At 72.7% G+C, this 22,834-nt stretch carries 20 protein-coding genes; 11 read left to right on the forward strand and 9 right to left on the reverse strand.

The annotated features are described in order from the left end of the window. Positions 1–10: 10 nt before the first annotated feature. The 3 genes from rocD to ACIBEJ_RS22675 form a co-directional block, all read right to left on the reverse strand. Positions 11–1,222: an ornithine--oxo-acid transaminase gene (rocD, locus tag ACIBEJ_RS22665; RefSeq protein WP_397184759.1), complete on the reverse strand. Its 1,212-nt coding sequence runs from the start codon at positions 1,220–1,222 to the stop codon at positions 11–13. A 19-nt stretch (positions 1,223–1,241) separates the two neighbouring features. Continuing rightward, entirely contained in the window at positions 1,242–2,033 is a 792-nt protein-coding gene (gene ddaH / locus ACIBEJ_RS22670; RefSeq protein WP_397184760.1) for a dimethylargininase, read from the reverse strand. Between the two features lie 139 nt (positions 2,034–2,172). Next, complete coding sequence (locus ACIBEJ_RS22675; RefSeq protein ID WP_397184761.1) at positions 2,173–2,646, reverse strand: Lrp/AsnC family transcriptional regulator; 474 nt, start codon at positions 2,644–2,646, stop codon at positions 2,173–2,175. Positions 2,647–2,958: 312 nt separating this feature from the next. Here ACIBEJ_RS22675 and ACIBEJ_RS22680 point away from each other — a divergent pair, with 312 nt between their 5' ends. Both ACIBEJ_RS22680 and ACIBEJ_RS22685 read left to right on the forward strand, forming a co-directional pair. Next, positions 2,959–4,092 carry a hypothetical protein gene (locus tag ACIBEJ_RS22680; protein WP_397184762.1) on the forward strand — a complete coding sequence of 378 codons (1,134 nt, stop codon included), beginning with the start codon at positions 2,959–2,961 and terminating at the stop codon, positions 4,090–4,092. Then, a complete protein-coding gene (locus tag ACIBEJ_RS22685) occupies positions 4,089–4,793 on the forward strand; it encodes a hypothetical protein (RefSeq protein WP_397184763.1) in 705 nt (234 codons plus the stop codon). The genes ACIBEJ_RS22680 and ACIBEJ_RS22685 overlap by 4 nt, the downstream gene beginning before the upstream one ends. On the opposite strand, the gene ACIBEJ_RS22690 is transcribed toward ACIBEJ_RS22685, so the two are convergent. Continuing rightward, entirely contained in the window at positions 4,790–5,737 is a 948-nt protein-coding gene (locus ACIBEJ_RS22690) for an isopenicillin N synthase family dioxygenase (RefSeq protein ID WP_397184764.1), read from the reverse strand. The two genes, ACIBEJ_RS22685 and ACIBEJ_RS22690, sit on opposite strands and share 4 nt — an antisense overlap. Before the next feature lie 57 nt (positions 5,738–5,794). On the opposite strand from ACIBEJ_RS22690, the gene ACIBEJ_RS22695 reads away from it, so the two are divergent. After that, positions 5,795–6,955: a hypothetical protein gene (locus ACIBEJ_RS22695; RefSeq protein ID WP_397184765.1), complete on the forward strand. Its 1,161-nt coding sequence runs from the start codon at positions 5,795–5,797 to the stop codon at positions 6,953–6,955. Here the strand turns inward: ACIBEJ_RS22695 and ACIBEJ_RS22700 are convergent. Then, complete coding sequence (locus ACIBEJ_RS22700; protein ID WP_397184766.1) at positions 6,939–9,302, reverse strand: GH1 family beta-glucosidase; 2,364 nt, start codon at positions 9,300–9,302, stop codon at positions 6,939–6,941. The two genes, ACIBEJ_RS22695 and ACIBEJ_RS22700, sit on opposite strands and share 17 nt — an antisense overlap. A 97-nt stretch (positions 9,303–9,399) precedes the next feature. On the opposite strand from ACIBEJ_RS22700, the gene ACIBEJ_RS22705 reads away from it, so the two are divergent. From ACIBEJ_RS22705 to ACIBEJ_RS22725, 5 genes are all read left to right on the forward strand, one after another. After that, complete coding sequence (locus tag ACIBEJ_RS22705) at positions 9,400–13,053, forward strand: helix-turn-helix domain-containing protein (RefSeq protein WP_397184767.1); 3,654 nt, start codon at positions 9,400–9,402, stop codon at positions 13,051–13,053. A 69-nt stretch (positions 13,054–13,122) separates the two neighbouring features. Beyond that, on the forward strand, positions 13,123–14,064 hold the full coding sequence (locus ACIBEJ_RS22710; protein ID WP_397184768.1) for a metal ABC transporter substrate-binding protein: 942 nt from the start codon (positions 13,123–13,125) through the stop codon (positions 14,062–14,064). Further along, positions 14,061–14,834 (forward strand): metal ABC transporter ATP-binding protein, encoded by a 774-nt coding sequence (locus tag ACIBEJ_RS22715; RefSeq protein ID WP_397184769.1) that lies wholly within the window; start codon positions 14,061–14,063, stop codon positions 14,832–14,834. The genes ACIBEJ_RS22710 and ACIBEJ_RS22715 overlap by 4 nt, the downstream gene beginning before the upstream one ends. A 28-nt stretch (positions 14,835–14,862) precedes the next feature. Beyond that, the gene (locus ACIBEJ_RS22720; RefSeq protein ID WP_397184770.1) at positions 14,863–15,696 is read left to right on the forward strand and encodes a metal ABC transporter permease; all 834 of its coding nucleotides are present in this window, start codon (positions 14,863–14,865) and stop codon (positions 15,694–15,696) included. Then, positions 15,693–16,094, forward strand: coding sequence for a Fur family transcriptional regulator (locus ACIBEJ_RS22725; RefSeq protein ID WP_397184771.1), 402 nt, complete (start codon positions 15,693–15,695; stop codon positions 16,092–16,094). Before ACIBEJ_RS22720 ends, ACIBEJ_RS22725 begins: the two co-directional genes overlap by 4 nt. On the opposite strand, the gene ACIBEJ_RS22730 is transcribed toward ACIBEJ_RS22725, so the two are convergent. After that, positions 16,076–17,326 carry a cryptochrome/photolyase family protein gene (locus ACIBEJ_RS22730; protein ID WP_397184772.1) on the reverse strand — a complete coding sequence of 417 codons (1,251 nt, stop codon included), beginning with the start codon at positions 17,324–17,326 and terminating at the stop codon, positions 16,076–16,078. The genes ACIBEJ_RS22725 and ACIBEJ_RS22730 overlap by 19 nt on opposite strands. Positions 17,327–17,412: 86 nt before the next feature. Further along, on the reverse strand, positions 17,413–18,315 hold the full coding sequence (locus ACIBEJ_RS22735; RefSeq protein WP_397184773.1) for a DMT family transporter: 903 nt from the start codon (positions 18,313–18,315) through the stop codon (positions 17,413–17,415). A gap of 93 nt (positions 18,316–18,408) precedes the next feature. On the opposite strand from ACIBEJ_RS22735, the gene ACIBEJ_RS22740 reads away from it, so the two are divergent. Beyond that, positions 18,409–18,957 carry a CGNR zinc finger domain-containing protein gene (locus ACIBEJ_RS22740; protein WP_397184774.1) on the forward strand — a complete coding sequence of 183 codons (549 nt, stop codon included), beginning with the start codon at positions 18,409–18,411 and terminating at the stop codon, positions 18,955–18,957. Between the two features lie 4 nt (positions 18,958–18,961). On the opposite strand, the gene ACIBEJ_RS22745 is transcribed toward ACIBEJ_RS22740, so the two are convergent. Together ACIBEJ_RS22745 and recO are read right to left on the reverse strand one after the other, a co-directional pair. Continuing rightward, positions 18,962–19,741 (reverse strand): isoprenyl transferase, encoded by a 780-nt coding sequence (locus ACIBEJ_RS22745; RefSeq protein ID WP_397184775.1) that lies wholly within the window; start codon positions 19,739–19,741, stop codon positions 18,962–18,964. Further along, on the reverse strand, positions 19,738–20,472 hold the full coding sequence (recO, locus tag ACIBEJ_RS22750; protein ID WP_397184776.1) for a DNA repair protein RecO: 735 nt from the start codon (positions 20,470–20,472) through the stop codon (positions 19,738–19,740). Before recO ends, ACIBEJ_RS22745 begins: the two co-directional genes overlap by 4 nt. 118 nt (positions 20,473–20,590) lie before the next feature. On the opposite strand from recO, the gene ACIBEJ_RS22755 reads away from it, so the two are divergent. After that, positions 20,591–22,111: a CDP-alcohol phosphatidyltransferase family protein gene (locus tag ACIBEJ_RS22755; protein WP_397184777.1), complete on the forward strand. Its 1,521-nt coding sequence runs from the start codon at positions 20,591–20,593 to the stop codon at positions 22,109–22,111. Beyond that, the gene (locus ACIBEJ_RS22760; protein WP_397184778.1) at positions 22,108–22,824 is read left to right on the forward strand and encodes a DUF5941 domain-containing protein; all 717 of its coding nucleotides are present in this window, start codon (positions 22,108–22,110) and stop codon (positions 22,822–22,824) included. Before ACIBEJ_RS22755 ends, ACIBEJ_RS22760 begins: the two co-directional genes overlap by 4 nt. Positions 22,825–22,834 lie beyond the last annotated feature (10 nt).

Below are 22,834 nucleotides of genomic sequence, written 5' to 3' on the forward strand. Positions count from 1 at the left end.
TCCGGTGAGGTCAGCGGAAGGAGGCGATGGCGTCGGCGAGCTGGTCGACGGCCCAGAGGAGGTCCTCCTCCGAGATGACGATCGGCGGCGCGAGCCGGATCGTCGAGCCGTGCGTGTCCTTGGCCAGGACGCCGCGGGCCATCAGGGCCTTGGAGACCTCGCGGCCGGTGGCCAGCGACGGGTCGATGTCCACGCCCGCCCACAGCCCGCGTCCGCGTACCGTGACGACGCCGTTGCCGACCAGCTCGTCCAGGCGGGCGTGCAGGACCTCGCCGAGCTGGGTGGCCCGGGCCTGGAACTCGCCGGTGTTGAGGATCTCGATGACGGCGTTGCCGACGGCGCAGGCCAGCGGGTTGCCGCCGAACGTGGAGCCGTGCTGGCCCGGCTTGATCACGCCGAGGACGTCCTCGTCGGCCGCGATGGCGCTGACCGGGACGACGCCGCCGCCGAGGGCCTTGCCCATGATGTAGATGTCGGGCACGACGCCTTCGTGGTCGCAGGCGAACGTCTTTCCGGTACGGCCGAGGCCGGACTGGATCTCGTCGGCGATCATGAGGACGTTGTTCTCGGTGCAGATCTCGCGGATCTGGGTGAGGTAGCCGTCCGGCGGCACCAGGACTCCGGCCTCGCCCTGGATGGGCTCGACCAGGACGGCCACGGTGTTGGCGTCGATGGCCTCGCGGACGGCTTCGGCGGAGCCGTACTTGACGATCTTGAAGCCGGGGGTGTACGGGCCGAAGTTGTCGCGCGCGTCCGGATCCGTGGAGAAGCTGATGATCGTGGTGGTACGCCCGTGGAAGTTGTCCTCCATCACGATGATGTTGGCCTGCTCCGGCGCGACGCCCTTGACCTCGTAGCCCCACTTGCGGGAGACCTTGATGGCGGTCTCGACCGCTTCGGCGCCGGTGTTCATCGGCAGGATCATGTCCTTGCCGGTCAGGTCGCCCAGTCCGGTACAGAACGCGGCGAACTGGTCGTGGTAGAACGCACGGCTGGTCAGCGTGAGGTTCTTGAGCTGGGTCTGGGCGGCCTCGATGATCTTCGGGTTGCCGTGGCCGAAGTTCAGGCTGGAGTAGCCGGACAGGAAGTCCAGGTAGCGCCTGCCTTCGACGTCGGTCACCCAGGCGCCGTGCGCCTCGTGGATCACGATGGGCAGCGGGTGGTAGTTGTGCGCGCTGCGCCGCTCGCTGATCTCGATCAGCTCTTGTGTGGTGCTGGTCATTATCTCCCCCTATATCACTTTATGCCCGGATTTCCAGCGTGCAGCACTTGGGCCCGCCGCCCGCCTTGCGGAGTTCGGCCAGCTCGACGGGGATCACCTCGTAACCGCGCCGCTTGAGCTCGAGCTGGAGCTCTCCGGCCTCGGAGTTGATGACGATGTGCTCGCCGTCGCTGACCGCGTTGAGGCCGAGGACCTCGGCGTCGGCCGCCGTGGCCAGGACCGCTTCGGGAAACAACCGCTTCAGCACCTCCTGGCTGCCCTGGGAGAAGGCGCCGGGGTAGTAGGCGACGTTGCGTCCGTCGAGTGAGAATAGCGCCGTGTCGAGGTGGTAGAAACGCGGGTCCACCAGCGACAACGAGATCACCGGGCGCCCCAGGAACTCCTGCGCCTCCTGGTGCGCGCGCACATCGGTGCGGAAGCCCGTACCGGCGAGGACGACCTCGTCCAGGGTCAGGAAGTCGCCCTCGCCCTCGTTCACGTGCTCGGGGTTCTTCACCTGGTAGCCGCGCTCCTCGAACCAGCGCAGGTACGCGGGGCCCTCCGGGCCGCGCTGCGGGAAGGCGAAACGCGCGCCGTACACCCGGCCGCCGACCACCGTGGCGCCGTTGGCGGCGAACACCATGTCCGGCAGGCCCTCGATCGGGTCGATCAGGCTCACCTGGTGGCCCAGGGCCTCATAGGCGGCCTTCAGCCCCTCCCACTGCCGCACGGCGACGTCACGATCGGCGCCCGCCGCCGGGTCCATCCAGGGGTTGATCGCGTACGCCACCGTGAAGTGCTCGGGGCGGCACATCAGGAAGTGCTTGGGCATGCCAGGTCTCCGTCATCGTCGTCGGGGGATCCCCTCCGGGCCGACATGGGCGTCTCGGGGGACGGAGACAGCCTAAGAATGCATGATTATGCAGGCCAAGCGGCCGATATTGCGTGTTGGCGCGGGTCTGTTGCGAGTCTCAGCCGGTGATGGGCGATCCGTTGCGTGCGGTCGGGACCGCCGTGTCGACCAGCCTCGACAGCACGATCGAACTCTTGGTCCGCACCACGAACGGCATGGCCGCGATGCGCTCGATCACCCGCTCCACGTGGCCCACGTCGGTCGCCCGGATGTGCAGCAGGGCGTCGGCCTCGCCGGTGATCGTCGCAGCCGCCACCACCTCGGGGAAACGCGCCACGGCCAGCGCGATGTCGGAGGGTTTCGTCTTGCCCTGGCAGAAGAGCTCCACGTACGCCTCGGTCGTCCATCCCAGTGCCTGCGGGGCGACGACGGCGCTGAACCCCGTGATCGTGCCCGCCTCACGCAACCGATCCACGCGCCGCTTGACCGCCGAGGCGGACAGACCCACTTGCTGGCCTATTTCCGCGTATGTCGCCCGGGCGTCCTCCATGAGCGCACCGATGATCTCGCGGTCCAGCCGATCCAGTTCCACGCGACCTGTATACCGCCTCCCCACCGACGGAGCCCGCCCCCACCCCGCACCGCCCATCCCGCACGGCCTCACCCCGCACCGCCCATCCCGCACGGCCTCACCCCGCACGGCCTCACCCCGCACCGCCCAACCCCGCCCGGCCACCCGGCCCGGTCACCCGTGACCCTCTCGGTCCGGCCCGGCACCTCTTGGCAACCACGTCCCGGGTCCGTCCTCGGCTGTCGTCTGCCCGATACCTCCCGGTCGCTCTTCCCGCCCGTCTCCGGAATGGGCGATTAGTGTGGAGAATCCAGGGACACTCGGGAGACGCGGATGGCGTTCTTGGCGCGGCTGTTCAGGCGGAGCACGGGGCTGGACCAGGAGCGGGAGGACGCTCACCAGCAAGGTGTACGCGATGCCCGCCAGCACGCGCTGCACGAGTTCACCGACCCCGACTGCCAGCCCGCCTACCTGGGCGAGGTACGGGCCATGGCCCGCGAGCGGATCGCCCGGCTGGACAGGGAACTGGCCGACGTCCGTACCGGGCTGTTACGGGAGGCGGGTGCGGCGCGGCAGGCCGTACTGCGGATGACGGTGGGTGGTGCGCCGCCCGCGCCGCCGAACGGGACGCGCGCCGCCAACGGGCGGGGGGACGACGAGTTCATCACGATCGCCGAGGCCCGGCGGCGGCGGGCGGAACGTCGGCGGGCCGCCGAGGTCGAGGACGCCGCCGAGCAGGTCTATGCGGCTCGGGCGGAGATGGAACGGCTGGCGCGCGAGTGGGACGGCGCGGTGCTGCGGCGCAACCACGACGTCGAGCAGGTGCACGCCTGGGCCCAGCGGATGATCGCCGCCTACCGGAGCGGGGTGATGCGGGCGCATCCGCGCCGGGAGGAGATCCCGCCGCTGTGGAAGGGCGAGGTGACCGCCATGGACACCGCCGCCCCGGTGGCCGGGGATGAGGAGCTGGGCGGGCTGCTGGAGGAGGTGGAGCGGCGGGTCGAGCTCTGGCAGGCCGAGGTGACCGGGCGACACGAACTGCCCACCACCCACACCCCCGAACTCACCGCACCACCCACCTCCCACCCCGCCAAAGACCAACCAGCCGACCCCGGAAGAGCCGACCCCGAAGGCACCGACCAGACCGATTCCGGAAAAGCCGGGTACGGGTGGGCCGACCCAGGAAGAGCCGACCCCGAGGGCGCTGAGCAGGCCGGTTACGGGAAGGCCGGGTACGGGTGGGGCGACCGAGGCCGGGCTGACGCCGGAGGTGCCGAGCAGGGCGGTTCCGGGAGGAGCGGGTACGGGTGGGGCAACCCCGGCGGGGGCGTCGATCGGGAACGCGCCGAGCCAGGAAGAGTCGACCCAGGAACGGCCGACCCGGTAAGGGGTGATGCCGGGAGGGCTGGTTCGGAATGGGGGGAGGCCGGAGGGGCTGAGGGCGGGTCGGGGAAGGGGGAAGGGTGAGGGGGCTGGTGGGGGTTGTGGTGGTGGTGCTGGTCGGGGCGGGGGTGAGTGGGTGTGGGGCCGACGCGCGTGCCCTCTGCGGCACCATCGTGGACTCCACCTCCTACGCCGAACCCGCAACCTCCAGGAACGACGTGTCGGCCAAGCTGCCCGAGTTCACCGGCGGCTGCGACTGGATGGGCTTCGCCGCCGTCACCGGCGCCTCGGAGAGCAGCACGTGCCGCGAGACCCCGGTCAGGATCGCCGCCACCCAGCGGGAGAACCCGAACGACAACCCCGTGGTCGACGAGCGCATCAGGAAGCACCGTCTGGGACAGGTGCTGCCGAAGGCGCTCAAGCTGTTCGACTGCCCGGAGGAGGGCAAGGGTTCCGACGTGATCGGCGCCCTGCGCTACCTGGCCAAGCAGATGACCGCGCAGCGCAGCCCGGACAGCGCGCACCGGATCGCCGTCTTCAGCGACCTGATCAACAACCGGGGCGACCTCGACGTCAACAAGCTCGACCTCAGCGACGCCGGAAGGAAGCGGAAGATCGAGGAACTGCGACAGGCCCGCCTCCTGCCCGACCTGACCGGCTACGAGGTGGTCGTACACGGCTTCCTGCGCGCCAAGACCTCGAACCCGGACCGCTTCCCGCTGCTGGAGGCCTTCTGGCGTGAGGCGTTCGAGGCGTCCGGCGCCGTCTCGGCCGACCTGCTCTAGTCGAGGACGTCCGCGCGCAGGTGGGGGAAGACCTTGGAGACCTTGCCGAGCAGGTACTCGCCGTAGGTCCCCGAGAAGGCCCGCAGGTCCTGCCCGTCCCAGCGGGCCCGCCCGCCCTCCTTGTACGGCAGCGGCGGCACCTCGCTGTCCCACCCCGGATCGAAGAAGAACGGGAAGCTGAGCCGCTCGTTCCCGCTGAGGTTGCGCACCCGGTGCGGCGTCGAGCGGTACAGCCCGCCGGTCAGCTTGTCCAGCATGTCCCCGATGTTGCACACGAACGTGCCGGGGATGGGCGGCGCGGAGATCCAGCCGCCCGGCGTGTGGACTTGGAGCCCGCCGTTGGCGTCCTGGAGCAGCAGCGTGAGCAGCCCGTAGTCGGTGTGCTCGCCGACGCCCCAGCCGTCCGTGTCCGGCTCGGACGGCGGGTAGTGGAAGACGCGGAACAATACGGTCGGGTCGGCGGTGTACCCGGCGCTGAAGTAGTCGCCGGGCAGTCCCAGGCTGAGCGCGATCGCGCGCATGACGGCCTGGCCGAGCCCGGTCATCGCCTCGATGTAGGCGAGCACCGCCTCGCGCAGGTCCGGGACCTGGGCGGGGAAGAGGTTCGGCCCGTGCAGGGGCGTGCGGCTGGGCGGGCGCTCGGCGCCGAAGTAGACGCCCTCCTTCAGGTCGGGCCGCCCCGAGGTGAGCTCGCCGCCGACGGGGAAGAATCCGCGCCAGGCCCGGCCGCCGCGCTCCATGGAGATCTCGTTCTTGACCTCCAGCGGCAGCTCGAAGAACGCGCGCGCCGCCGCGTCCAGCCGCTCGATCAGCGCGGGCGGCACGCCGTGCCCGGTGATGTAGAAGAAGCCGCTGGTACGGCAGGCCGCCCCGATCCGGCCGGGCACGTCGCCGGCCGTACCGGAGAGAAGGGGCGCGATATCGATAACCGGCAATTCGCTCACGCCAGCCATTCTCCGTGAATTTCGGCGATTAGCATCGAACCAGAAGCTGGAGGGGCGATGCGTTTACGCAGACGGCACGAAAACCTTCCCGACGAGCCCGCGCAGGTCGCACGGATCACCCCCGCGATCGCCTACGACGGGGACCTGTACCACCTGCCCGACTGGCGCACCCGCCGCGCGGAGGAGCGCGAGCTGGGCCGCGGCCACGCCGCCGAGGGGCAGATCGACACGCTCACGCTGGAGACCGGCAGCGTCCCGCGCTTCCACGAGCTGGAGGACGAACGGCTGGCCGAGCTGGCCCGCGTCGAGGAGTGCGCCGAACGCGAGGCGCAGCAGGCCAGGGCCGAGTTCGAGGCGCAGAAGATCCGGCTGGCCGAGTCGCAGCGCACCTTCTCCGACCTGCGCAGGACGCTCGACGACTCCCAGCGGCTGGTCGCCGAGCTGGAACAGCCCAGCAGGCGCCCCGGCGACGGGCGGCCCAGCTCGATCGCCGTGTCCGGCAGCCGCTGGCTCGCGGTCAGGCGCTGGCTGCCCGGCGCGCTCCTGCTGCTGCTCCTGCTGATCGTCGAGGTGCCCATCCTCTACCAGGTCATCCTGAACTGGGGCGACAGCGTCGCCATGACCGCCCTGCTCGCCACCGGCGCCGCGCTGATCATGCTGGTCGCGCCCCACATGTACGGCAGGGCGTTCCGCGCCTGGCAGGAGAACGGCAGCCCGGCCCGCGGTCGCTGGCTGCTGGCCGGGGTGGCGCTGGTGTGGCTGGGCCTGATCGTCGCCGTGGCCGTGCTGCGCCGCGACGCCCTGGTCAAGCCACTGGTCGTGGACGGCCAGGAGATCGGCCCCACCTCCCAGGGCGTCGGCGAGCTGCCCACGATGGTGCTCCTGCTCGCGCTGCTGATCGCCACCGCGCTCATCGCCGCCGACCTCGGCCGCCGCATGCACAACCCGAACGACCGGCGGCTGCGCGAGCTGCGCGCCAAGCGCGACCACGACGCGGCCGCCTGCGCGCGGGCCCAGGCCGCCTACCAGCACGACGCCGGGTACGCCGAGAGCATCGGCCAGCACCTCCAGGGCGCCGACCGGCGGCGGGCCGGACGGATCCGCCAGCTCGACAACGGCTTCCACAGCCTGGCCACGGCCTATCTGGGCGGCGTGGTGGAGGGGCTGAAGGATCCGGAGGCGGCGAGCTGGGCGGAGCGCATCATCGCCCGCCGCTGACCGTGCTCTCCCTGACGACCAGGTGCACGGGCAGGATGCTCGGCGCGGCCCGCTGGCCGTCCAGCGCGGACAGCATCGACCGGGCGAGGGCCAGCGCCAGCTCGGTCACGGGGACGGAGACCGTCGTGAGCGTGGGCCGCGTGTGCCGCCCGGCCTCGCCGTCCCCGAACCCGGCCACCGCCAGGTCCCCGGGAACCCGCAGACCCGCCTCCCGCGCCGCCCCGAGCACCGCCAGCGCCAGGGGGTCGGAGACGGCGAAGACCGCGTCATGGCCGGAGAGCGGCCGCCGGGGGTCGGTGGCGACCTCCGCCTCCGGGAAGACCTCCAGGAAGCCCCGCATCCGTGCGGCCGCCGCCGCGCCCGGCCCGGTCAGGACGGCCGGTCGCGTGCAGCCGTGATCGCGCAGGTGACGGGCGACCGCCGCGCCGCCGCCCGCGTCGTCCACGCCCACGTCAGGCCCGCCGAGCAGTACCAAAGGCACGCCGCTCGTCGCCAGCCGCTCCGCCAGTGGGCCCCCGGTCACCGGCCGCGCGGCCGCTGAAGGCCCGGCCGCCGGCCGCGCGGCCGGTGAAGGCCCGGTCGTCGGCCGCTCCTCCGCCAGGTCCGGAGGGAGCAGGATGACGCCGTCCACGTGCCGTCCCTCCGCCTGGGCCAGGACGCGGCGGTGGCTCTGCTCGGAGTCGGCCAGCATGAGCCGCACCTGCCGCCCGCTCGCCTCCAGGACGCTGGTCACGTACTGGACGACCGCCGAGACCAGCTCCGCGTTGTCGTGGCGCGGCCCGGACAGCACCAGCGCCACCGTGCCCGTGCGCCGCGTGACCAGGCTGCGGGCGGCCTGGTTCGGCACGTAGCCGAGCTCCTCGACCGCCGCCTGGACCCTGGCCCTGACCTCGGGACGGACCGACGCCTCGCCGTTCACCACCCGCGAGACCGTCGCCCTGGAGACTCCGGCCCGCGCCGCGACGGTCTCCAGCGTCGGCCGGGGCGCGGCGGGCAGGCCGTTGCGGGCGATCACCTCGCGAAGCCAGCGCGCGCTGTCCCTCTCGGTCCGCCGCTGGGTGGCGAAGTCCACGTGGACCAGGCCGAACTTGCGCCGGTAGCCGTCGGCCCACTCGAAGTTGTCCATCAGCGTCCAGGCCAGGAAGCCGCGCAGCCGTACCCCGTCGGAGATCGCGGCGTGGGCGGCGCGCACGTGCGCCTCGATGAACGCCACCCGGTCGCCGTCACGCGGCCCGTCGCCGAAGTCGGCGCCGTTCTCGGTCACCATGAGGTCGAGATCGGGATGGTCGGCGGCCAGCCTGCGCAGCAGGACGGTCAGCCCGCTCGGCACGATCGGCCAGCCCATCGCGGTGGCGGGGCCCGGCGTGCCGGCGAACAGCACGCCCTCGCTGCCGGGGAAGGCGGGCTCGCCCGGCAGGCTCGGCTGCGCCTGGACGACGTGCGGCGCGTAGTAGTTGACGCCGAGCACGTCGATCGGCCGGGCGATGACGTCGAGGTCGCCGTCGCGCACGTGACCGAGCCCGGCGTGCGCGCCGACCACCTCAAGCAGCTCCGGCGGGTGGGAGCCGCGCAGCAGCGGGTCCAGGAACTGGCGGTTGAGCAGCGTGTCGATCCGCGACACCGCCGCCGCGTCCTCGGGCGTCAGCTCCTGCTCCTGGTCGCCGAGCTGGCCGGGCGTGAGCACGGGCGACAGGTTGAGCGCCACGCCGATCCGCCGCGCCCCCGCCGCCCGCAGCACGCCGGTCGCCAGTCCGTGGGCCAGCAGCATGTGGTGCGCGCTCCGGAACGCCTCGGCCGCCGAGCGCCGCCCCGGCGCGTGCGTGCCCGCCGCGTACCCGAGGAAGGCCGCCACCCACGGCTCGTTGATCGTGAACCAGGTGTCGACCCGGTCACCCAGCCTCTCGTGTACGGCTGCCGCGTAGTCGGCGAACCGCTCCGCGGTCTCCCTGGCGGGCCAGCCGCCGCGGTCCTCCAGCGCCTGGGGCAGGTCCCAGTGGTAGAGGGTGGCGTAGGGGGCGATGCCGTTGCCGAGCAACTCGTCGACCAGCCGCTCGTAGAAGTCGAGCCCGGCCGCGTTGACCTTGCCCGCGCCCTCGGGCAGCACCCGCGACCAGCTCACCGAGAACCGGTAGGCCCGCACCCCGAGCCCCTTCATCAGCCCGACGTCCTCGGCGTGGCGGTGGTAGTGGTCGCAGGCCACGTCGCCGTCGGCGCCGTCGGCGATCCGGCCGGGGGCATGGGAGAAGGTGTCCCAGATCGACGGGCCCCTGCCGTCCTCGCCCGCCGCGCCCTCGATCTGGTAGGCCGACGTGGAGACGCCCCACACGAAGCCATCGGGAAATCGCATGACCTCATTGTGCCGACGCCGCCGGGGAGTCCGGAGATCCGGGCGAGGCCGTACCATCGCGGTGACCCGACGTCGCACGTGTCGAATCGAGACATGAATGTCCGAGAGCTCGCACGCGATCGACCTGATCCACACCCGCCAGGACTTCGCCCGTGAGCTGACCGCGGCGCGCGAGCGCGCGGGCCTCACCGTGCGCCAGGTGGCCGCGGCCACGGGCGTGCAGGGCGCGCACAGCACGATCGGCGACTGGTTCGCCGGCCGCGGGCTGCCCTCCACCGGCTCGCGCGACCTGCTCGACCGCGTCCTGCGGGCGTGCGGGGTCGACGACCCCGCCGAGCGGGAGCGGTGGCGGGAAGCCTGGCTGAGGGTACGGCGCGCCCCCGGCCCCCGCCCGGCCGGACCGGAACCCTACCGGGGCCTGGCCGGATTCCAGGTCGAGGACGCCGAGTGGTTCTTCGGCCGCCGCGCGCTGACCGAGGAGCTCCTCGACCGCCTCACCAACGGTTCCGGCCACGGCCTGCACCTGGTGGTCGGCGCGTCCGGCTCGGGCAAGTCCTCGCTGCTGCGCGCCGGCCTCATCCCGGAGCTGGGGGAGCGGCCGGTGCGGCTGTTCACGCCCAGCACGCGCCCGCCCGGCGAGCTGGGCGGCTTCGTCGTCGTGGACCAGTTCGAGGAGGTCTTCACCACGAGCTCGCCCGGCCAGGCGCTCATCGCTGAGCTGGCCGAGGCGGCGGCCGACGGCGCGACGGTCGTCCTGGGCCTGCGCGCCGACTTCTACGCCCACGCCCTGCGCCACCCGCCGCTGCTGGCCGCCGCCAGGAACGGCCAGTTCGCGGTGGGCCCGATGAACGAGGCGGAGCTGCGCGAAGCCATCGTGGAACCGGCCCGCAAGGCCCGCGTCGAGCTGGGCGAGGGACTGGTCGACCTGCTGCTGCGCGAGGTCGCCCCGCGCGCGGGCGCCCACGAGGCGGGGGTGCTGCCGCTGCTGTCGCACGCCCTGTACGCCACTTGGCGGCAGGGTGGCGGGCGGCGCCTGACCATCGCCGACTACCGGGCGGTGGGCGGCATCGAGGGCGCGGTCGCGGCCAGCGCCACCCAGGTCTACGCGGCGCTCAGCGGCCCGCAGCGGGAGCTGGCCAGGCGGCTGTTCGTCGATCTGGTCCACGTGGCCGCCGACACCGCCGACACCCGGCGGCGCGTCTCGGCCGAGCGGTTGCCGGAGGAGATGGAGGAGGTGCTCGACCGGTTCGTGGCGCAGCGGCTGATCACCGCCGACACCGACGCGGTGGAGATCAGCCACGAGGCGCTGCTGACCGCCTGGCCGCTGCTGCGGCAGTGGCTGGAGGAGGACCGGGCGGAGCTGGTGATCCGCAGGCAGCTCGCCGACGCCGCGGCCGCCTGGGAACGCGAGCACCGCGACCCCGCGCTGCTCTACCGGGGCGCCCGGCTGGCCGCCGCCAGGGAACTGGGCGCGACCCAGCCCTCGGACCGGGCCTTCCTCGACGCCTCGGTCGATCGCGAGGCCGGTGAGCTGGCCGCCGCCCGCCGGCGTACCCGGCGGCTCTACCAGCTCGTGGCGGGGCTGGCGGCGATGCTGCTGCTCACCGTGGCGGCGACCGTGGTCAGCGTGCGCAGCCTGGACACCGTCAGCGACCAGCGCAACCAGGCGCTGTCCGGCAAGGCGGCCAACGAGGCGGTGGCGCTGCGCGGCACGAATCCCGCGCTGGCCGCGCAGATCGGCCTGGCCGCCTACCGGCTGGCGCCCACGGCGGAGGCCAGAGGGGCGTTGCTCAGCACGTTTGCGACGCCGTACTCGACGAGGATCACCGGGCACACCGGGGCGGTCTACGCGGCCGAGTTCACCCCGGACGGGCGGCGGCTGGTCACCACGGGCACGGACGGAACGGTCCGGTTGTGGGACGTCGGCGCGCGGCACGCGCCCCGGCCGCTGGCCGTGGTGCCGGGCTCCGGCGGGCTGCTCGGAGCGGCGATCCGCGGTGACGGGCGGTTGCTGGCCACCGCGGGGCAGGACGGCGCCGCGCGGCTGTGGGACCTCGTCGACCCCGCCCGCCCGGCCGAGGTGGCCACGCTCAGAGGGCACGAGGGCGAGATCAGGCGGGTGTCGTTCAGCCCGGACGGCCGCACGCTGGCCTCGGCCGGCGCCGACCGCACCGTCCGGCTCTGGGACGTCACGACCCCGGCCCTGGCCAGGCAGCTCGCCGAGCTGGGCGGGTACGGCGACGGGGTCTCGGCCGCGGTGTTCGCTCCGGACGGGCGTACGCTCGCCGGCACCAGCGGGGACGCGACCGTGCGCCTGTGGGACGTGGCGGACCCGCGCAAGCCGCGGCAGGTGGCCCAGGTACGCCACACCGACCGGGTCCTCGCCGCCGCCTACAGCCCGGACGGCCGCACGCTGGCGACCGGCGGCTTCGACAACACCCTGCGCCTGTGGGACGTGCGTGAGCCCGCCGCGCCGGTCGAGCTGGCCGCCCTGACCGGCCACGTCAGCGGCATCGTCGCGGTCGCCTTCAGCCCCGACGGGCGCACCGTCGCGACCGGCAGCTACGACCTCACCGTGCGCCTGTGGGACATCACGGAACCCGCCTTCGCCGCCGTCCCCGTCGCGCTGACCGGGCACACCGACACCGTCTACGCGGTCGCCTTCAGCCCCGACGGTCGCACGCTGGCCAGCGGCGGCCGCGACACCACGGCCCGGCTGTGGGAGGTCACGGGCCCGGTGCTCTACGGCCACGCGGGCCCGGTGCACTCGGCGGTGCCCGGTCCGGGCGGGCGGCTGCTCGTGGCCAACAGCTACCGCCGCGCGCACCTGTGGGACCTGTCCGACCCCGACCGGCCGGCGCCTCTGGTCATGCTGAAGGAGCACACCGACAACATCCTGACCGCCGCTTTCACGCCGGACGGCGCCCGGCTGGCCACCGTCTCCCTCGACCGCACCGCGCGACTGTGGGACGTGCGCGACCCCCGCCGCCCCGTCCGGCTGGGCACGACGAGCGCACCGGCCAACACGTTCACGCTGGCGCTGCGCCCCGACGCCCGGGTCCTGGCGGTGGGGGAGGACGGCGGCGTCGTGCGCGTGTGGGACCTGTCCGACCCGCGCGCCCCGGTCGAGCTACGCGTGCTGCGCGCCCACACCGACCGCGTGCTGGGGCTGGCCTTCAGCCCCGACGGCCGCACGCTGGCCAGCGCGAGCGCCGACCGCATGGTCCGGCTGTGGGACCTGTCCGACCCGCGCCGCCCGGCCGCGCTGGCGACGATCGGCGGGCACGCCAACACGGTGGCGGCCGTCGCGTTCGCCCCCTCCGGTCGCGTCCTGGCCAGCGCGGGCTACGACCACACCGCGCGCCTGTGGGACCTGTCCGACCCGCGCGCGCCGAGGTCGCTGTCGGTCCTTTCTGGCCACAGCAACAGCGTCAACGGCCTCGCCTTCAGCCCCGACGGCCGCACGCTCGCCACGGCGGGCTTCGACGGTACGGCCCGCGTCTGGGACATCACGCGCCCCGGCAGCCCCGGCCCGCCGGTGCCGCTGACGGGCCATACCGACCGGGTGAACTCCGTCGTCTTCGCCCCCGGCGGCCTGGTCACCGGCAGCAGCGACAGCACGGTCAGGATGTGGGACATGGATCCCGAACGGGTCGCGCGGCGGCTCTGCGCGCTGGCCACGCCCCGGATCACCGCCGCCGAGTGGCAGCGCCACTTCCCCGGACTGCCCTTCGAGCCGCCCTGCCGCTAGGTGCCCGCAGTGGGCCGTGATCACGCCTGATTTTGACAACCATTTTCATTTTGCCGCATAATGACTCCCATGATGTCAGGACATTTCCGGGTGCGCGCGGCGGGTTTGCTCGCGGGCGCCGGGCTCCTCGCCACCGCCGCCTGCGGTTCGGGCGCCGCCGAGACCGCCGCCTCCTCCACCGCCGCCCCGGGCGAGAAGCCCCGCGTGGTCACGGCCTTCTACCCGCTGCAATGGCTGGCCGAGCGGGTCGGCGGCGCTGACATCGACGTGTCCGTGCTCACCGCTCCCGGCGTCGAGCCGCACGACCTCGAACTCGGCGCCCAGCAGATCGCCGACCTCGAGGACGCCACCCTGGCCGTCTACATCAAGGGCGTCCAGCCGGCCGTGGACGACGCGCTGGCCCAGCAGGCGGACCGGGCCTTCGACGCGGCGACCGCCGTACCGACGCTGCCCGCCGCCGAGCACGCGGGGGAGGAGGCGCACGAGCACGAGCACGAGGTCTCCTACGACCCGCACCTGTGGCTGGACCCGTCCAGGTTCGCCACCGTCGCGGGGAAGCTGGGCGAGCGCATGGCCCAGGCCGACCCCGCCCACGCCCAGGCGTACAAGGACCGCGCCGCCAAGACGGCGGCCGACCTCTCCGCGCTCGACCAGGAGATGACCAAGGGCCTGACCAACTGCACCAGCAAGACCATGGTGACCAGCCACGAGGCGTTCGGCTACCTCGCCGACCGCTACAAGCTCAAGCAGGTCGGCATCACGCTCGACCCGGAGAGCGAGCCGTCGCCCGCGCGCATCGCCGAGGTCGCCAAGCTCGCCAACGCCGAGAAGGTGACCACCATCTTCACCGAGGCCCTGGTCAGCCCGAAGGTCGCCGAAGTGCTCGCCCAGGAGGTCCACGCCAAGACCGCGGTGCTGGACCCGCTGGAGGGCAAGCCGGGCAGCGGGGACTACCTTACGCAGATGCGGCAGAACCTCAAGACGCTCCAGACCGCCCTGGGCTGCGCATGAGCACCGTCTTCCAGATGACCGGCGGCCAGGTCACCCTGGACGGCCGCCCGATCCTGCGCGGCGTCGACCTCACCGTCCGCGCCGGCGAGGTCGTGGCCATCATGGGCGCCAACGGCTCGGGCAAGTCCACGCTCGTGCGCGCCCTGCTCGGCCTCACCCCGCTGTCGGGCGGCCAGACCCTCCTGTACGGCGTGCCGCCCGGCAGGTTCCGCGACTGGCGGCGCATCGGCTACGTGCCCCAGCGCCTGGCCGTCGGCGGCGGCGTGCCCGCGACCGTCAGGGAGATCGTCGCCTCCGGGCGCATCGCCAGGCAGAGCAGGCTCCGCCGTACCAGCAAGGAGGACCACGCGGCGGTGGCGCGCGCGCTTGAGGCGGTCGACCTGGCCGGGCGGGCCGGCGACCCCGTGCAGTCGTTGTCCGGCGGCCAGCAGCAGCGCGTGCTCATCGCGCGGGCGCTGGCCGGCGAGCCCGACACGTTCGTGATGGACGAGCCCACCGCCGGCGTCGACGCCGACAGCCAGAGCCTGCTCGCCGGCACGCTCGCCACGCTCGTGCGCGAGGGACGCACGGTCGTGCTCGTCGCGCACGAGCTCGGCCCGCTCGAACCCGTCATCTCGCGCGGCGTCCTGGTCCGCGCCGGACGCATCGAGCACGACGGACGGCCGCCGCAGCCCGAAGGGGAGTGCGCCCGGCCGGGACACGAGCACGTCCACCCGCACGCCGAGGAGGCCGTCGCCGGCCCGCTGACCGACCTCCGCGTCAAACCGTAGCCACCCGACCCGATTGGCAAGTGCATCCGTGAGCGATCTTCTGCAGAGGGAGTTCTTCCAGCTCGCCCTCGTCGCCGCCCTGCTGGTGGGGCTGTGCGCGCCCGCCGTCGGCACGTTCATCGTGCAGCGCCGCCTGGCCCTGCTCGGCGACGGCATCGGCCACGTGGCGCTGACCGGCGTCGCCCTCGGGTTCCTGACCGACACCGCGCCGGTGCTCACCGCCGTGCTCGTCTCGGTCGCCGGCGCGGTCGCCATCGAGCTGGTGCGGGCGCGCGGGCGTACCAGCGGGGACGTCGCGCTCGCGCTGCTGTTCTACGGCGGCATCGCCGGCGGCGTCATGCTCATGGCCATCGCGCCCGGCGGCAGCAACGCCAAGCTCAACTCCTTCCTGTTCGGCGCCATCGCCAGCGTCACCCGCCAGGACATCTGGATCATCGGCGCGCTCGCGGTCGCGGTGCTGGCGGTTGTGGGCTTCTTCGGGAGAGAGTTGTTCGTGCTCTGCCAGGATGAGGAGGTGGCGAAGGCGAGCGGGCTGCCGGTGCGCTTCCTCAGCCTGCTGATCGCCGTGACGGCGGCGCTGACCGTCGTCATCGCCATGCGGGTGGTGGGGCTGCTGCTCGTCAGCGCGCTCATGGTGATCCCGGTCGCCACGAGCCAGCAGCTGACCAGGGGGTTCAAGGCGACGATGGGGCTGGCGACGGTGTTCGGGATGGTGGCGGCGGTCGGCGGGCTGCTCGTGTCCACCGTCTCGCCCAAGGTGCCGCCGGGCGCGTCGATCGTCCTGCTCGCGCTCGCCGGCTTCGTACTGGCCCTCGGGGTCGGTAAATTCGTACGGCGAGGCCGACCACAGGAGATCACATGACGACCAGGCGCGATGCCGTCCACGACACGCTGCGCCGCAGCGAGGGGTTCCGCAGCGCGCAGGACGTCTACGCGGAGATGCGGCAGGACGGGGCCAAGATCGGCCTCACCACCGTCTACCGTGCCCTCCAGGCGCTGGCCGACGGCGGCAAGGTCGACGTGTTGCGCACCGACGAGGGCGAGTCCGTCTACCGGGCCTGCGCGACCGACGACCATCACCACCACCTGGTGTGCCGCAGGTGCGGGCGGACGGTCGAGGTGGCCGGGCCCGCCGTGGAGCGGTGGGCCGAGGCGGTCGGCCGCGACCACGGGTTCACGGAGATCACCCACACCGTCGAGGTGTTCGGCACCTGCGCCGGCTGCTCGATGGCCGCCTGCGCTCAGTCCGGCGTCTCGTAGGGCGGCGGGTAGCCGGGGATCGGCCGGTCCGCCAGCCACGGCTCGTGGATCAGCGGCGCGGGAACGTCGGCCAGTTCCGGGACGTGCCGCCGCACGTACGCGCCGTCCGGGTCGAAGCGCCTGGCCTGGCGGATCGGGTTGAAGCCGCGGTTGGGACGGGTGTCGTTGCCGGTCCCGGCCACCCACTGCCAGTTGCCCGAGTTGTTGGCCACCTCGCCGTCCAGCAGCAGCTCGAAGAAGTGCGCCGCGCCCGTCCGCCAGTCGACGCGCAGGTGTTTCACCAGATAGGCGGCGGTGATCATGCGGGCCCTGTTGTGCATCCACCCCTCGGCGGCCAACTGGCGCATGCCCGCGTCCACGATCGGGACCCCGGTCTGCCCGGCCGCCCACGCCTGCGCGGCCTCCGGGTCGTCGCGCCAGTCGTGGCCGCGCGGCCGGTAGTCGGCGCGCGGGAGGTCGGGGAAGACCTGGGCGACCTGGTGGTGGAAGTCGCGCCAGCACAGTTGCCTGGTGAACGGCTCGTTGCCCCGGGTGGACAGCTCCAGCGGTGACAGGCAGCCGAAGCGCAGATAGGGGCTCAGCCTGGAGGTACGGTCCCCGGCCAGGTCGTCGTGGCCGTCGTCGTAGTCGTCCAGATGCCGGTCGATCCAGGTGCGCATGCGGGTCCTGGCACGGGTCTCCCCGCCGCGGATCGCGCCCCAGCGCTGGGCCTCCGGCAGGGCGCCCGGGTCCAGGCCCTCCGGGACGCGGATCTTCGCCGGCGTGGGCGCGAGGTCGCGTCTGGGCGCCTTGGTCCACGCGCGCCAGTACGGGGTGAAGACCCGGTAGTGGTCGCCTCCGGCGGGCTCGAGCTCGCCCGGCGGGACGACGGTGACGCCGGGGAAGAGCCGCAGGTCGATCCGCTCGGCCTCCAGGCGCCGCTGCCTGCGGTGGGCCAGGGCACTGACGTCGGCCGAGGCGAAGACCGCCGCCGCCTTCACCTGCCTGGCCAGCCGCATGGTCTCGGTGACGGTGTCGCCGTGCCGTACGACGAGGTCGCCGCCCTTGGCACGCAGGGCCTCGCGCAGGTCGGCGAGGCAGTCCAGCAGGAACCCCGTGCGGCGGCCCGCCGGTATGGCGGGGTCGAGCACGAACAACGGGACCACGCTGCGGGCTTGCTCGCAGGCGGCGGCCAGCGCGGGGTGGTCGTGCACGCGCAGGTCCCGGTTGAACAGGACGATCACGGTCTCCATGCCGTCAGTGTTCGCGGCCGCCCGGCCGGTGGTTGCGGCCTTGGGGATATGCGGTCGCAAAGTTGGAGGGGCCCAGGAGCCGCCCCTCAGGCTCGCCGGGAGGAGGAGCCCAGCGCCTCGGCCGGTTCACGGGGGGCCGGCGGCGGGGGCGCGGAGCCGCGGGAGCCGTACAGGACTCCCAGGATGACCACCACGCAGCCGGCGAGCTGCAACGGCGACGGCCGTTCGCCCAGCGCCAGCGCCGACAGCGCGACCGTCGTCATCGGCTGGATGAGCAGCAGCAGCGCGGTGAGCGCGGCGGGCTGGCGGGGGAGGGCCCAGGTGATGAGCGCCCAGCCGAGCACCTGGGGCCCCAGGGCCAGGGCGAGCAGCCAGCCGTGGGCGGGCCAGGTCGGCACGAACCCCGCGCCGCCGAACAGCGGGCTCAGCGCGGCGACCGAGAGCGTGGCGACCACGACGGTGTGCGCCAGGGGCGCCATGGCGTGCGGGCCCGCGGCCTTCATCAGCAGCAGGTACGCGGCGTAGGCGACCGAGGTGGCCAGCCCGAACACCACGCCGAGCCGGGGATCGGTGCCATAGGCGGCGCTGTCGAAGAGCCCGGAGATCAGGACTACGCCGGCGAACACCACCGGCGTGCCGATCATGAGCCGGGTGGAGGGACGCTCGCGGAAGACGGCCCAGGCGGCGAACGCCACCAGGAAGACCTGAAGGTTGCCGAGCACGGTGGCCAGCCCGGCGCCGACGTACTCGATCGCGGTGTGCCAGAACAGCAGGTCGAGGGCGAAGACGAAGCCCGCCGCCCAGGACAGGTAGCGCCCCCTTGCCGGCAGCGGGCCGAGCCGGCGCCGCTCCAGCCAGGCCAGCACGAGCAGGGGCGGCACCGCGTACGCCAGCCGCCAGAACGCCGACGTGGCCGGGGACACCTCGGACAGCCGCACGAGCGGCCCCGACGTGGAGATGACGAGCGCGCCCACCACGGCGATCAGCACGATACGGCGATGTGCACTCACCGAGGACCCCCGCCCGCCCGTTGTAGAGATACGCTTCGTCCACGCTATGAGCAGGCGTAGACAGGAGTCAATATGCCGTTTGGCCATGACATGGTGCACTCGCTGGCCACCGTCGTCGAGCTTGTGAACACCTCACCCTCGACCGGGGGCGACGACGGCCTGGCCGATCTGGGCGACTTGCAGGCCTTCGTCGAGTCGCGGCAGATCAGCGGCATCGGCGTGCTCACCCCCCGCGACCTGGGGCAGGTGCGCATGCTGCGGGAGGCCTTCCACCGGGTGTTCGTCGCCGCCGACCAGACCGTCGCGGTCCGGCTGCTCAACTCGCTGCTGGCCGAGACCCGGATCACGCCCCGGCTGGCCGAGCACGACGGGCATCCGCTGCACATCCACTACTTCGCGCAGGACGCCGTGCTGTCCGAGCACGTGGCGGCCGACTGCGGGGTCGCGCTCGCCCAACTGCTCGTCGAGGGCGAGTGGGAGCGGCTGCGCACCTGCTCCGCGCCCGACTGCGAGCGCGTGTTCGTGGACGAGTCCCGCAATCGCTCACGGGTCTACTGCGACAGCCGTACCTGCGGGAACCGCATGCACGTCGCCGCCTACCGGGCCCGCCGGCGGGCCTGACGGGTCATCGGGGGATCTCGTTGGGCACGGCACCGCCGTACCGTCTGTCGCGCTTGGCGAAGACCTCGCACGCCTCCCACAGGTCGCGGCGGTCGAAGTCCGGCCAGAGGCGGTTCAGGAAGACCATCTCCGCGTAGGCCGACTGCCACAGGAGGAAGTTGGAGAAGCGCTGCTCGCCCGACGAGCGTACGAACAGGTCGACCTCGGGAACGTCCGGCTCGTCAAGGTAGCGGGCGAAGACCTTCTCGTTGACCTTGCCCGGCTTCACCCGGCCCGCGGCGATGTCGGCGGCCAGCTTCACCGCGGCGTCGACGATCTCGGCCTGCCCGCCGTAGTTGACGCAGAACTGCAACGTCAGCGTCCGGTTGAGCGCCGTCATCTCCTGCGCCGTCTCCAGCTCGGAGATCACGCTCTTCCACAGCCGCCCCGGCCTGCCCGCCCAGCGCACCCGCACGCCCATGGCGTTGAGCTCGTCGCGGCGGCGGCGGATCACGTCGCGGTTGAAGCCCATGAGGAAGCGCACCTCCTCGGGCGAGCGCTTCCAGTTCTCCGTGGAGAAGGCGTAGGCCGACAGATAGGGCACGCCGAGCTCGATCGCGCCCTCGATCACGTCGAACAGCGACGCCTCGCCCGCCTTGTGCCCCTCCGTGCGCGGCAGCCCGCGCTGCTTGGCCCAGCGGCCGTTGCCGTCCATGACGATCGCCACATGCCTGGGCACCAGGTCGCGCGGGATCGGCGGCGGCGTCGCGCCTGAAGGGTGGGGCGCTGGCGGACGGACGTTCAAACCGGCTCTCTTTCTACGTGTCGGAGCGAGCGGATGCCGTGCTCCAGGTGCCACTGCAGGTAGGCGGCAACCAGCCCGCTGCACTCGCTGCGATGGCGCGGCTCGGACGCGTCGGCCGCCGTCCAGTCGCCCCGCAGCAGCGCCGTCATGAGCCCGATGGTCTCGATCGACGGTACGGCGGAGCCCGCCGGCTTGCAGCCGCCGCACACCACGCCACCGGCCACGATCGCGAACGCCCTGATCGCCGGGGCACGGCACTTGGCGCACGCCTCCAGCGCCGGAGCGTACCCGGCGACGGCCAGCGAGCGCAGGAAATACGCGTCGAGGACCAGCCTGGACTCGTGCTCGCCGTCGGCCAGCGTGCGCAGCCCGCCCACCAGGAGCAGGAACTGCCGCAGCGCCGGCTCCTTCTCGCCGTGCGTGAGCCGGTCGGCGGTCTCCAGCATCGCGCTGCCCGCGGTGTACTTGGGATAGTCGATCGCCAGCGCCTCGCCGTACGGTCTGAGCGTCTCGGCCTGCGTGACCACGTCGAGCGAGCGTCCGACGTGCAGTTGAAGATCTACGTGAGTGAACGGTTCCAGGCGCGCCCCGAACTTGCTCGTGGTGCGCCGCACGCCCTTGGCGACCGCCCTGACCTTGCCCGTCCGCTTGGTGAGCACCGTGATGATGCGGTCGGCCTCGCCCAGCTTCTGCGTGCGCAGGACCACGCCCTCGTCACGATAGAGACTCACCAGGACATCCTATTGGGACACACGGGTGGACCGGCTTTACCCAAGGCTCACTAGACTTTGACGTCTGTCCCCGCATTACCCGTTGTTCAACCCCCCGCAACTGCCTCGAAAGGGAGTCATGACCCGCGTGGTCCTGCTGGGCTCTTCGCCCGGCCCCGACACCGCTCCGACCGGCCTCCGGCTGGCCGCGCTGCCCGGCAACCCCACGGTTGGCGAGAGACTGCGCGGTCAGATCCTCTCCCTGGATCCGCAGCCGGCCACGATCGAGCCCCACGACGTGGCCGCCGCCCTGCGTGCCCTTGCCGACGTCGCAGAATCCGCAACGGACAACCTTCTCATCCTCCCGGCCAACTCCGTCGTACACGACGAGCTGATCTACCAGATCACCAAGGCCAAGCGCGGCGCGATCGCGCTCGTGGCCAAGGAGCCGCGGCCGGACAACGGTGAGGAGGCGCAGGAGGACAGCGTTCCCGACACCGTCCCGATCGACGAGGCCGACCCCGAGATCGGCGATCGCACGCTGGAGGGGCTGCCCGTCCGGGCCCGCGCCGGCAAGTCCCGCATCGTCTCCGTCGGCACCGCCACCATCGCGGTGACCAGGCCCAACACGGTGCTGCTCGGACCGCTCCACATCAAGGCGCAGCACATGCCGATCCTCGCGGAGACCTGCCGCGAGCTGGCCGGCATGACCGACCGCTTCGGCCCTGACGACGACCTGGTGCAGCTCGTCGTGTTCGGCCTGGTGCGCAAGGGTGTCTCCGTCGGCCTGCGCGGGCGTCGCGACCTGTTCTACCGCCGGGTCACCACCCAGGAGGAGGCCAACGAGGCCGGCGCCGAGATGGCCGGCATGAACGAGGACCGTGCCAGGCTCGACAACGCGGTCAAGGGCGCCGACGGCTTCTTCACCACGTACTTCGTCTCGACGTACTCGCGCTTCATCGCCCGCTGGGCGGCCCGCCGCGGCCTCACGCCCAACCAGGTGACGCTGATCTCCATCCTGCTCGGCGTGGCGGCGGCGGCCTGTTTCGCCACCGGCCAGCGTCCGTGGATGGTCGCCGGCGGCGTGCTCATCTACTTCGCCTTCGTCTTCGACTGCGTCGACGGCCAGGTCGCCCGCTACGCCCGCAAGTTCGGCGTGCTCGGCGCGTGGCTGGACGCCACGTTCGACCGGTTCAAGGAGTACGTGGTCTTCGCCGGGCTGGCCGTCGGCTGGGTGGTCTCCGGCAACGGCGACGACATCTGGATCCTCGCGCTGGCCGCGCTCGGCCTGCAGTCGGTGCGCCACCTGCTCGACTTCTCCTTCGGCATCTCCAACCGCCGCAGGCCGCCCGCCCCGCTGCCCACGCTGGCGCTGGACGCCCCCGACGACCGCAGGCTCCGCAAGGACCTGGAGAAGCGCAAGATCGAGCGCAGCCAGGGCATCCGCGGCCTGCTGAAGATGTGGACCAAGGCCGGGCGCTACCGGGCCGTGCACTGGGCCCGCAAGATGATCGTGTTCCCCATCGGCGAGCGGTTCGCGGCCATCGCGATCACCGCCGCCCTCTTCGACGCCCGCGTCACCTTCATCACCCTGGTGGCCTGGGGCACCGTCGCCGCCGCCTACACCCTCACCGGACGCCTCATGAGGTCGCTCGCATGATCACCCAGCCGCAGGCCGCCGCCACCACGCCCGACCCCGACGAGGAGCGGCGCCGCATCCAGACGGCCCGCCTGCTCGCCTACCGCGACGACGGCCCCCTCGTCCACGCCCTCGCCGGCAAGATCGGCAAGGGCCTGCCCCCGGTGCCGGCCACGCTCGCCGCGCTGCTGGTCGTCATCGCCCTGGGTGTCGCCGGGCTGCTGAAGTCCGGCCCGATGCTCTTCGTGGCGCCGCTGATCGTGGTCCTGCTGGTGCTGCCGACCGCCCCGCGCGACCACCTGGGCCGCTTCGACTGGCTCACGCCGCCGCTGCTGCGCGGCACCGAGCTCCTGACCGTGATTCTGGTGAGCCTGGCCGCCGACGCGCCGAAGTGGCTGGTGTTCGTGCTGGTCTACGTGGTCGGCTACCACACCTACGACACCGTCTACCGCACCCGCCAGAGCATCTGGCCGCCGGCCTGGGTCTTCCACGCGGGTCTCGGCTGGGAGGTGCGCCTCCTGATCATCGGCGCCGGTGCCGCCCTCGGCATCCTGCTGCCGGTGCTGGCGGTGCTCACGGCGTACCTGTTCGTGCTGTTCGCGGTGGAGAGCGTCACCTCCTGGGTCCGGCTGGACAAGGCCTCCGCCCAGGCGGGCGCCGACGCCGAGCAGGACCTCGAGGCCTCCCCCGAGGAGGCCCAGGAAGCGGCCACCGGCGAGGCCGACAAGGGCTGATCCCTCCGGT

Origin of the sequence: Nonomuraea sp. NPDC050790, from assembly GCF_044456745.1 — a bacterium.
Taxonomy (GTDB): domain Bacteria; phylum Actinomycetota; class Actinomycetes; order Streptosporangiales; family Streptosporangiaceae; genus Nonomuraea.

Bases quoted from the DNA above. Each gene is read 5' to 3' on its own strand.
- rocD (WP_397184759.1), bottom strand. From the start codon at position 1,222: ATGACCAGCACCACACAAGAGCTGATCGAGATCAGCGAGCGGCGCAGC.
- ddaH (WP_397184760.1), bottom strand. From the start codon at position 2,033: ATGCCCAAGCACTTCCTGATGTGCCGCCCCGAGCACTTCACGGTGGCG.
- ACIBEJ_RS22680 (WP_397184762.1), top strand. From the start codon at position 2,959: ATGGCGTTCTTGGCGCGGCTGTTCAGGCGGAGCACGGGGCTGGACCAG.
- ACIBEJ_RS22695 (WP_397184765.1), top strand. From the start codon at position 5,795: ATGCGTTTACGCAGACGGCACGAAAACCTTCCCGACGAGCCCGCGCAG.
- ACIBEJ_RS22700 (WP_397184766.1), bottom strand. From the start codon at position 9,302: ATGCGATTTCCCGATGGCTTCGTGTGGGGCGTCTCCACGTCGGCCTAC.
- ACIBEJ_RS22705 (WP_397184767.1), top strand. From the start codon at position 9,400: ATGTCCGAGAGCTCGCACGCGATCGACCTGATCCACACCCGCCAGGAC.
- ACIBEJ_RS22710 (WP_397184768.1), top strand. From the start codon at position 13,123: ATGATGTCAGGACATTTCCGGGTGCGCGCGGCGGGTTTGCTCGCGGGC.
- ACIBEJ_RS22715 (WP_397184769.1), top strand. From the start codon at position 14,061: ATGAGCACCGTCTTCCAGATGACCGGCGGCCAGGTCACCCTGGACGGC.
- ACIBEJ_RS22725 (WP_397184771.1), top strand. From the start codon at position 15,693: ATGACGACCAGGCGCGATGCCGTCCACGACACGCTGCGCCGCAGCGAG.
- ACIBEJ_RS22730 (WP_397184772.1), bottom strand. From the start codon at position 17,326: ATGGAGACCGTGATCGTCCTGTTCAACCGGGACCTGCGCGTGCACGAC.
- ACIBEJ_RS22740 (WP_397184774.1), top strand. From the start codon at position 18,409: ATGCCGTTTGGCCATGACATGGTGCACTCGCTGGCCACCGTCGTCGAG.
- ACIBEJ_RS22755 (WP_397184777.1), top strand. From the start codon at position 20,591: ATGACCCGCGTGGTCCTGCTGGGCTCTTCGCCCGGCCCCGACACCGCT.
- ACIBEJ_RS22760 (WP_397184778.1), top strand. From the start codon at position 22,108: ATGATCACCCAGCCGCAGGCCGCCGCCACCACGCCCGACCCCGACGAG.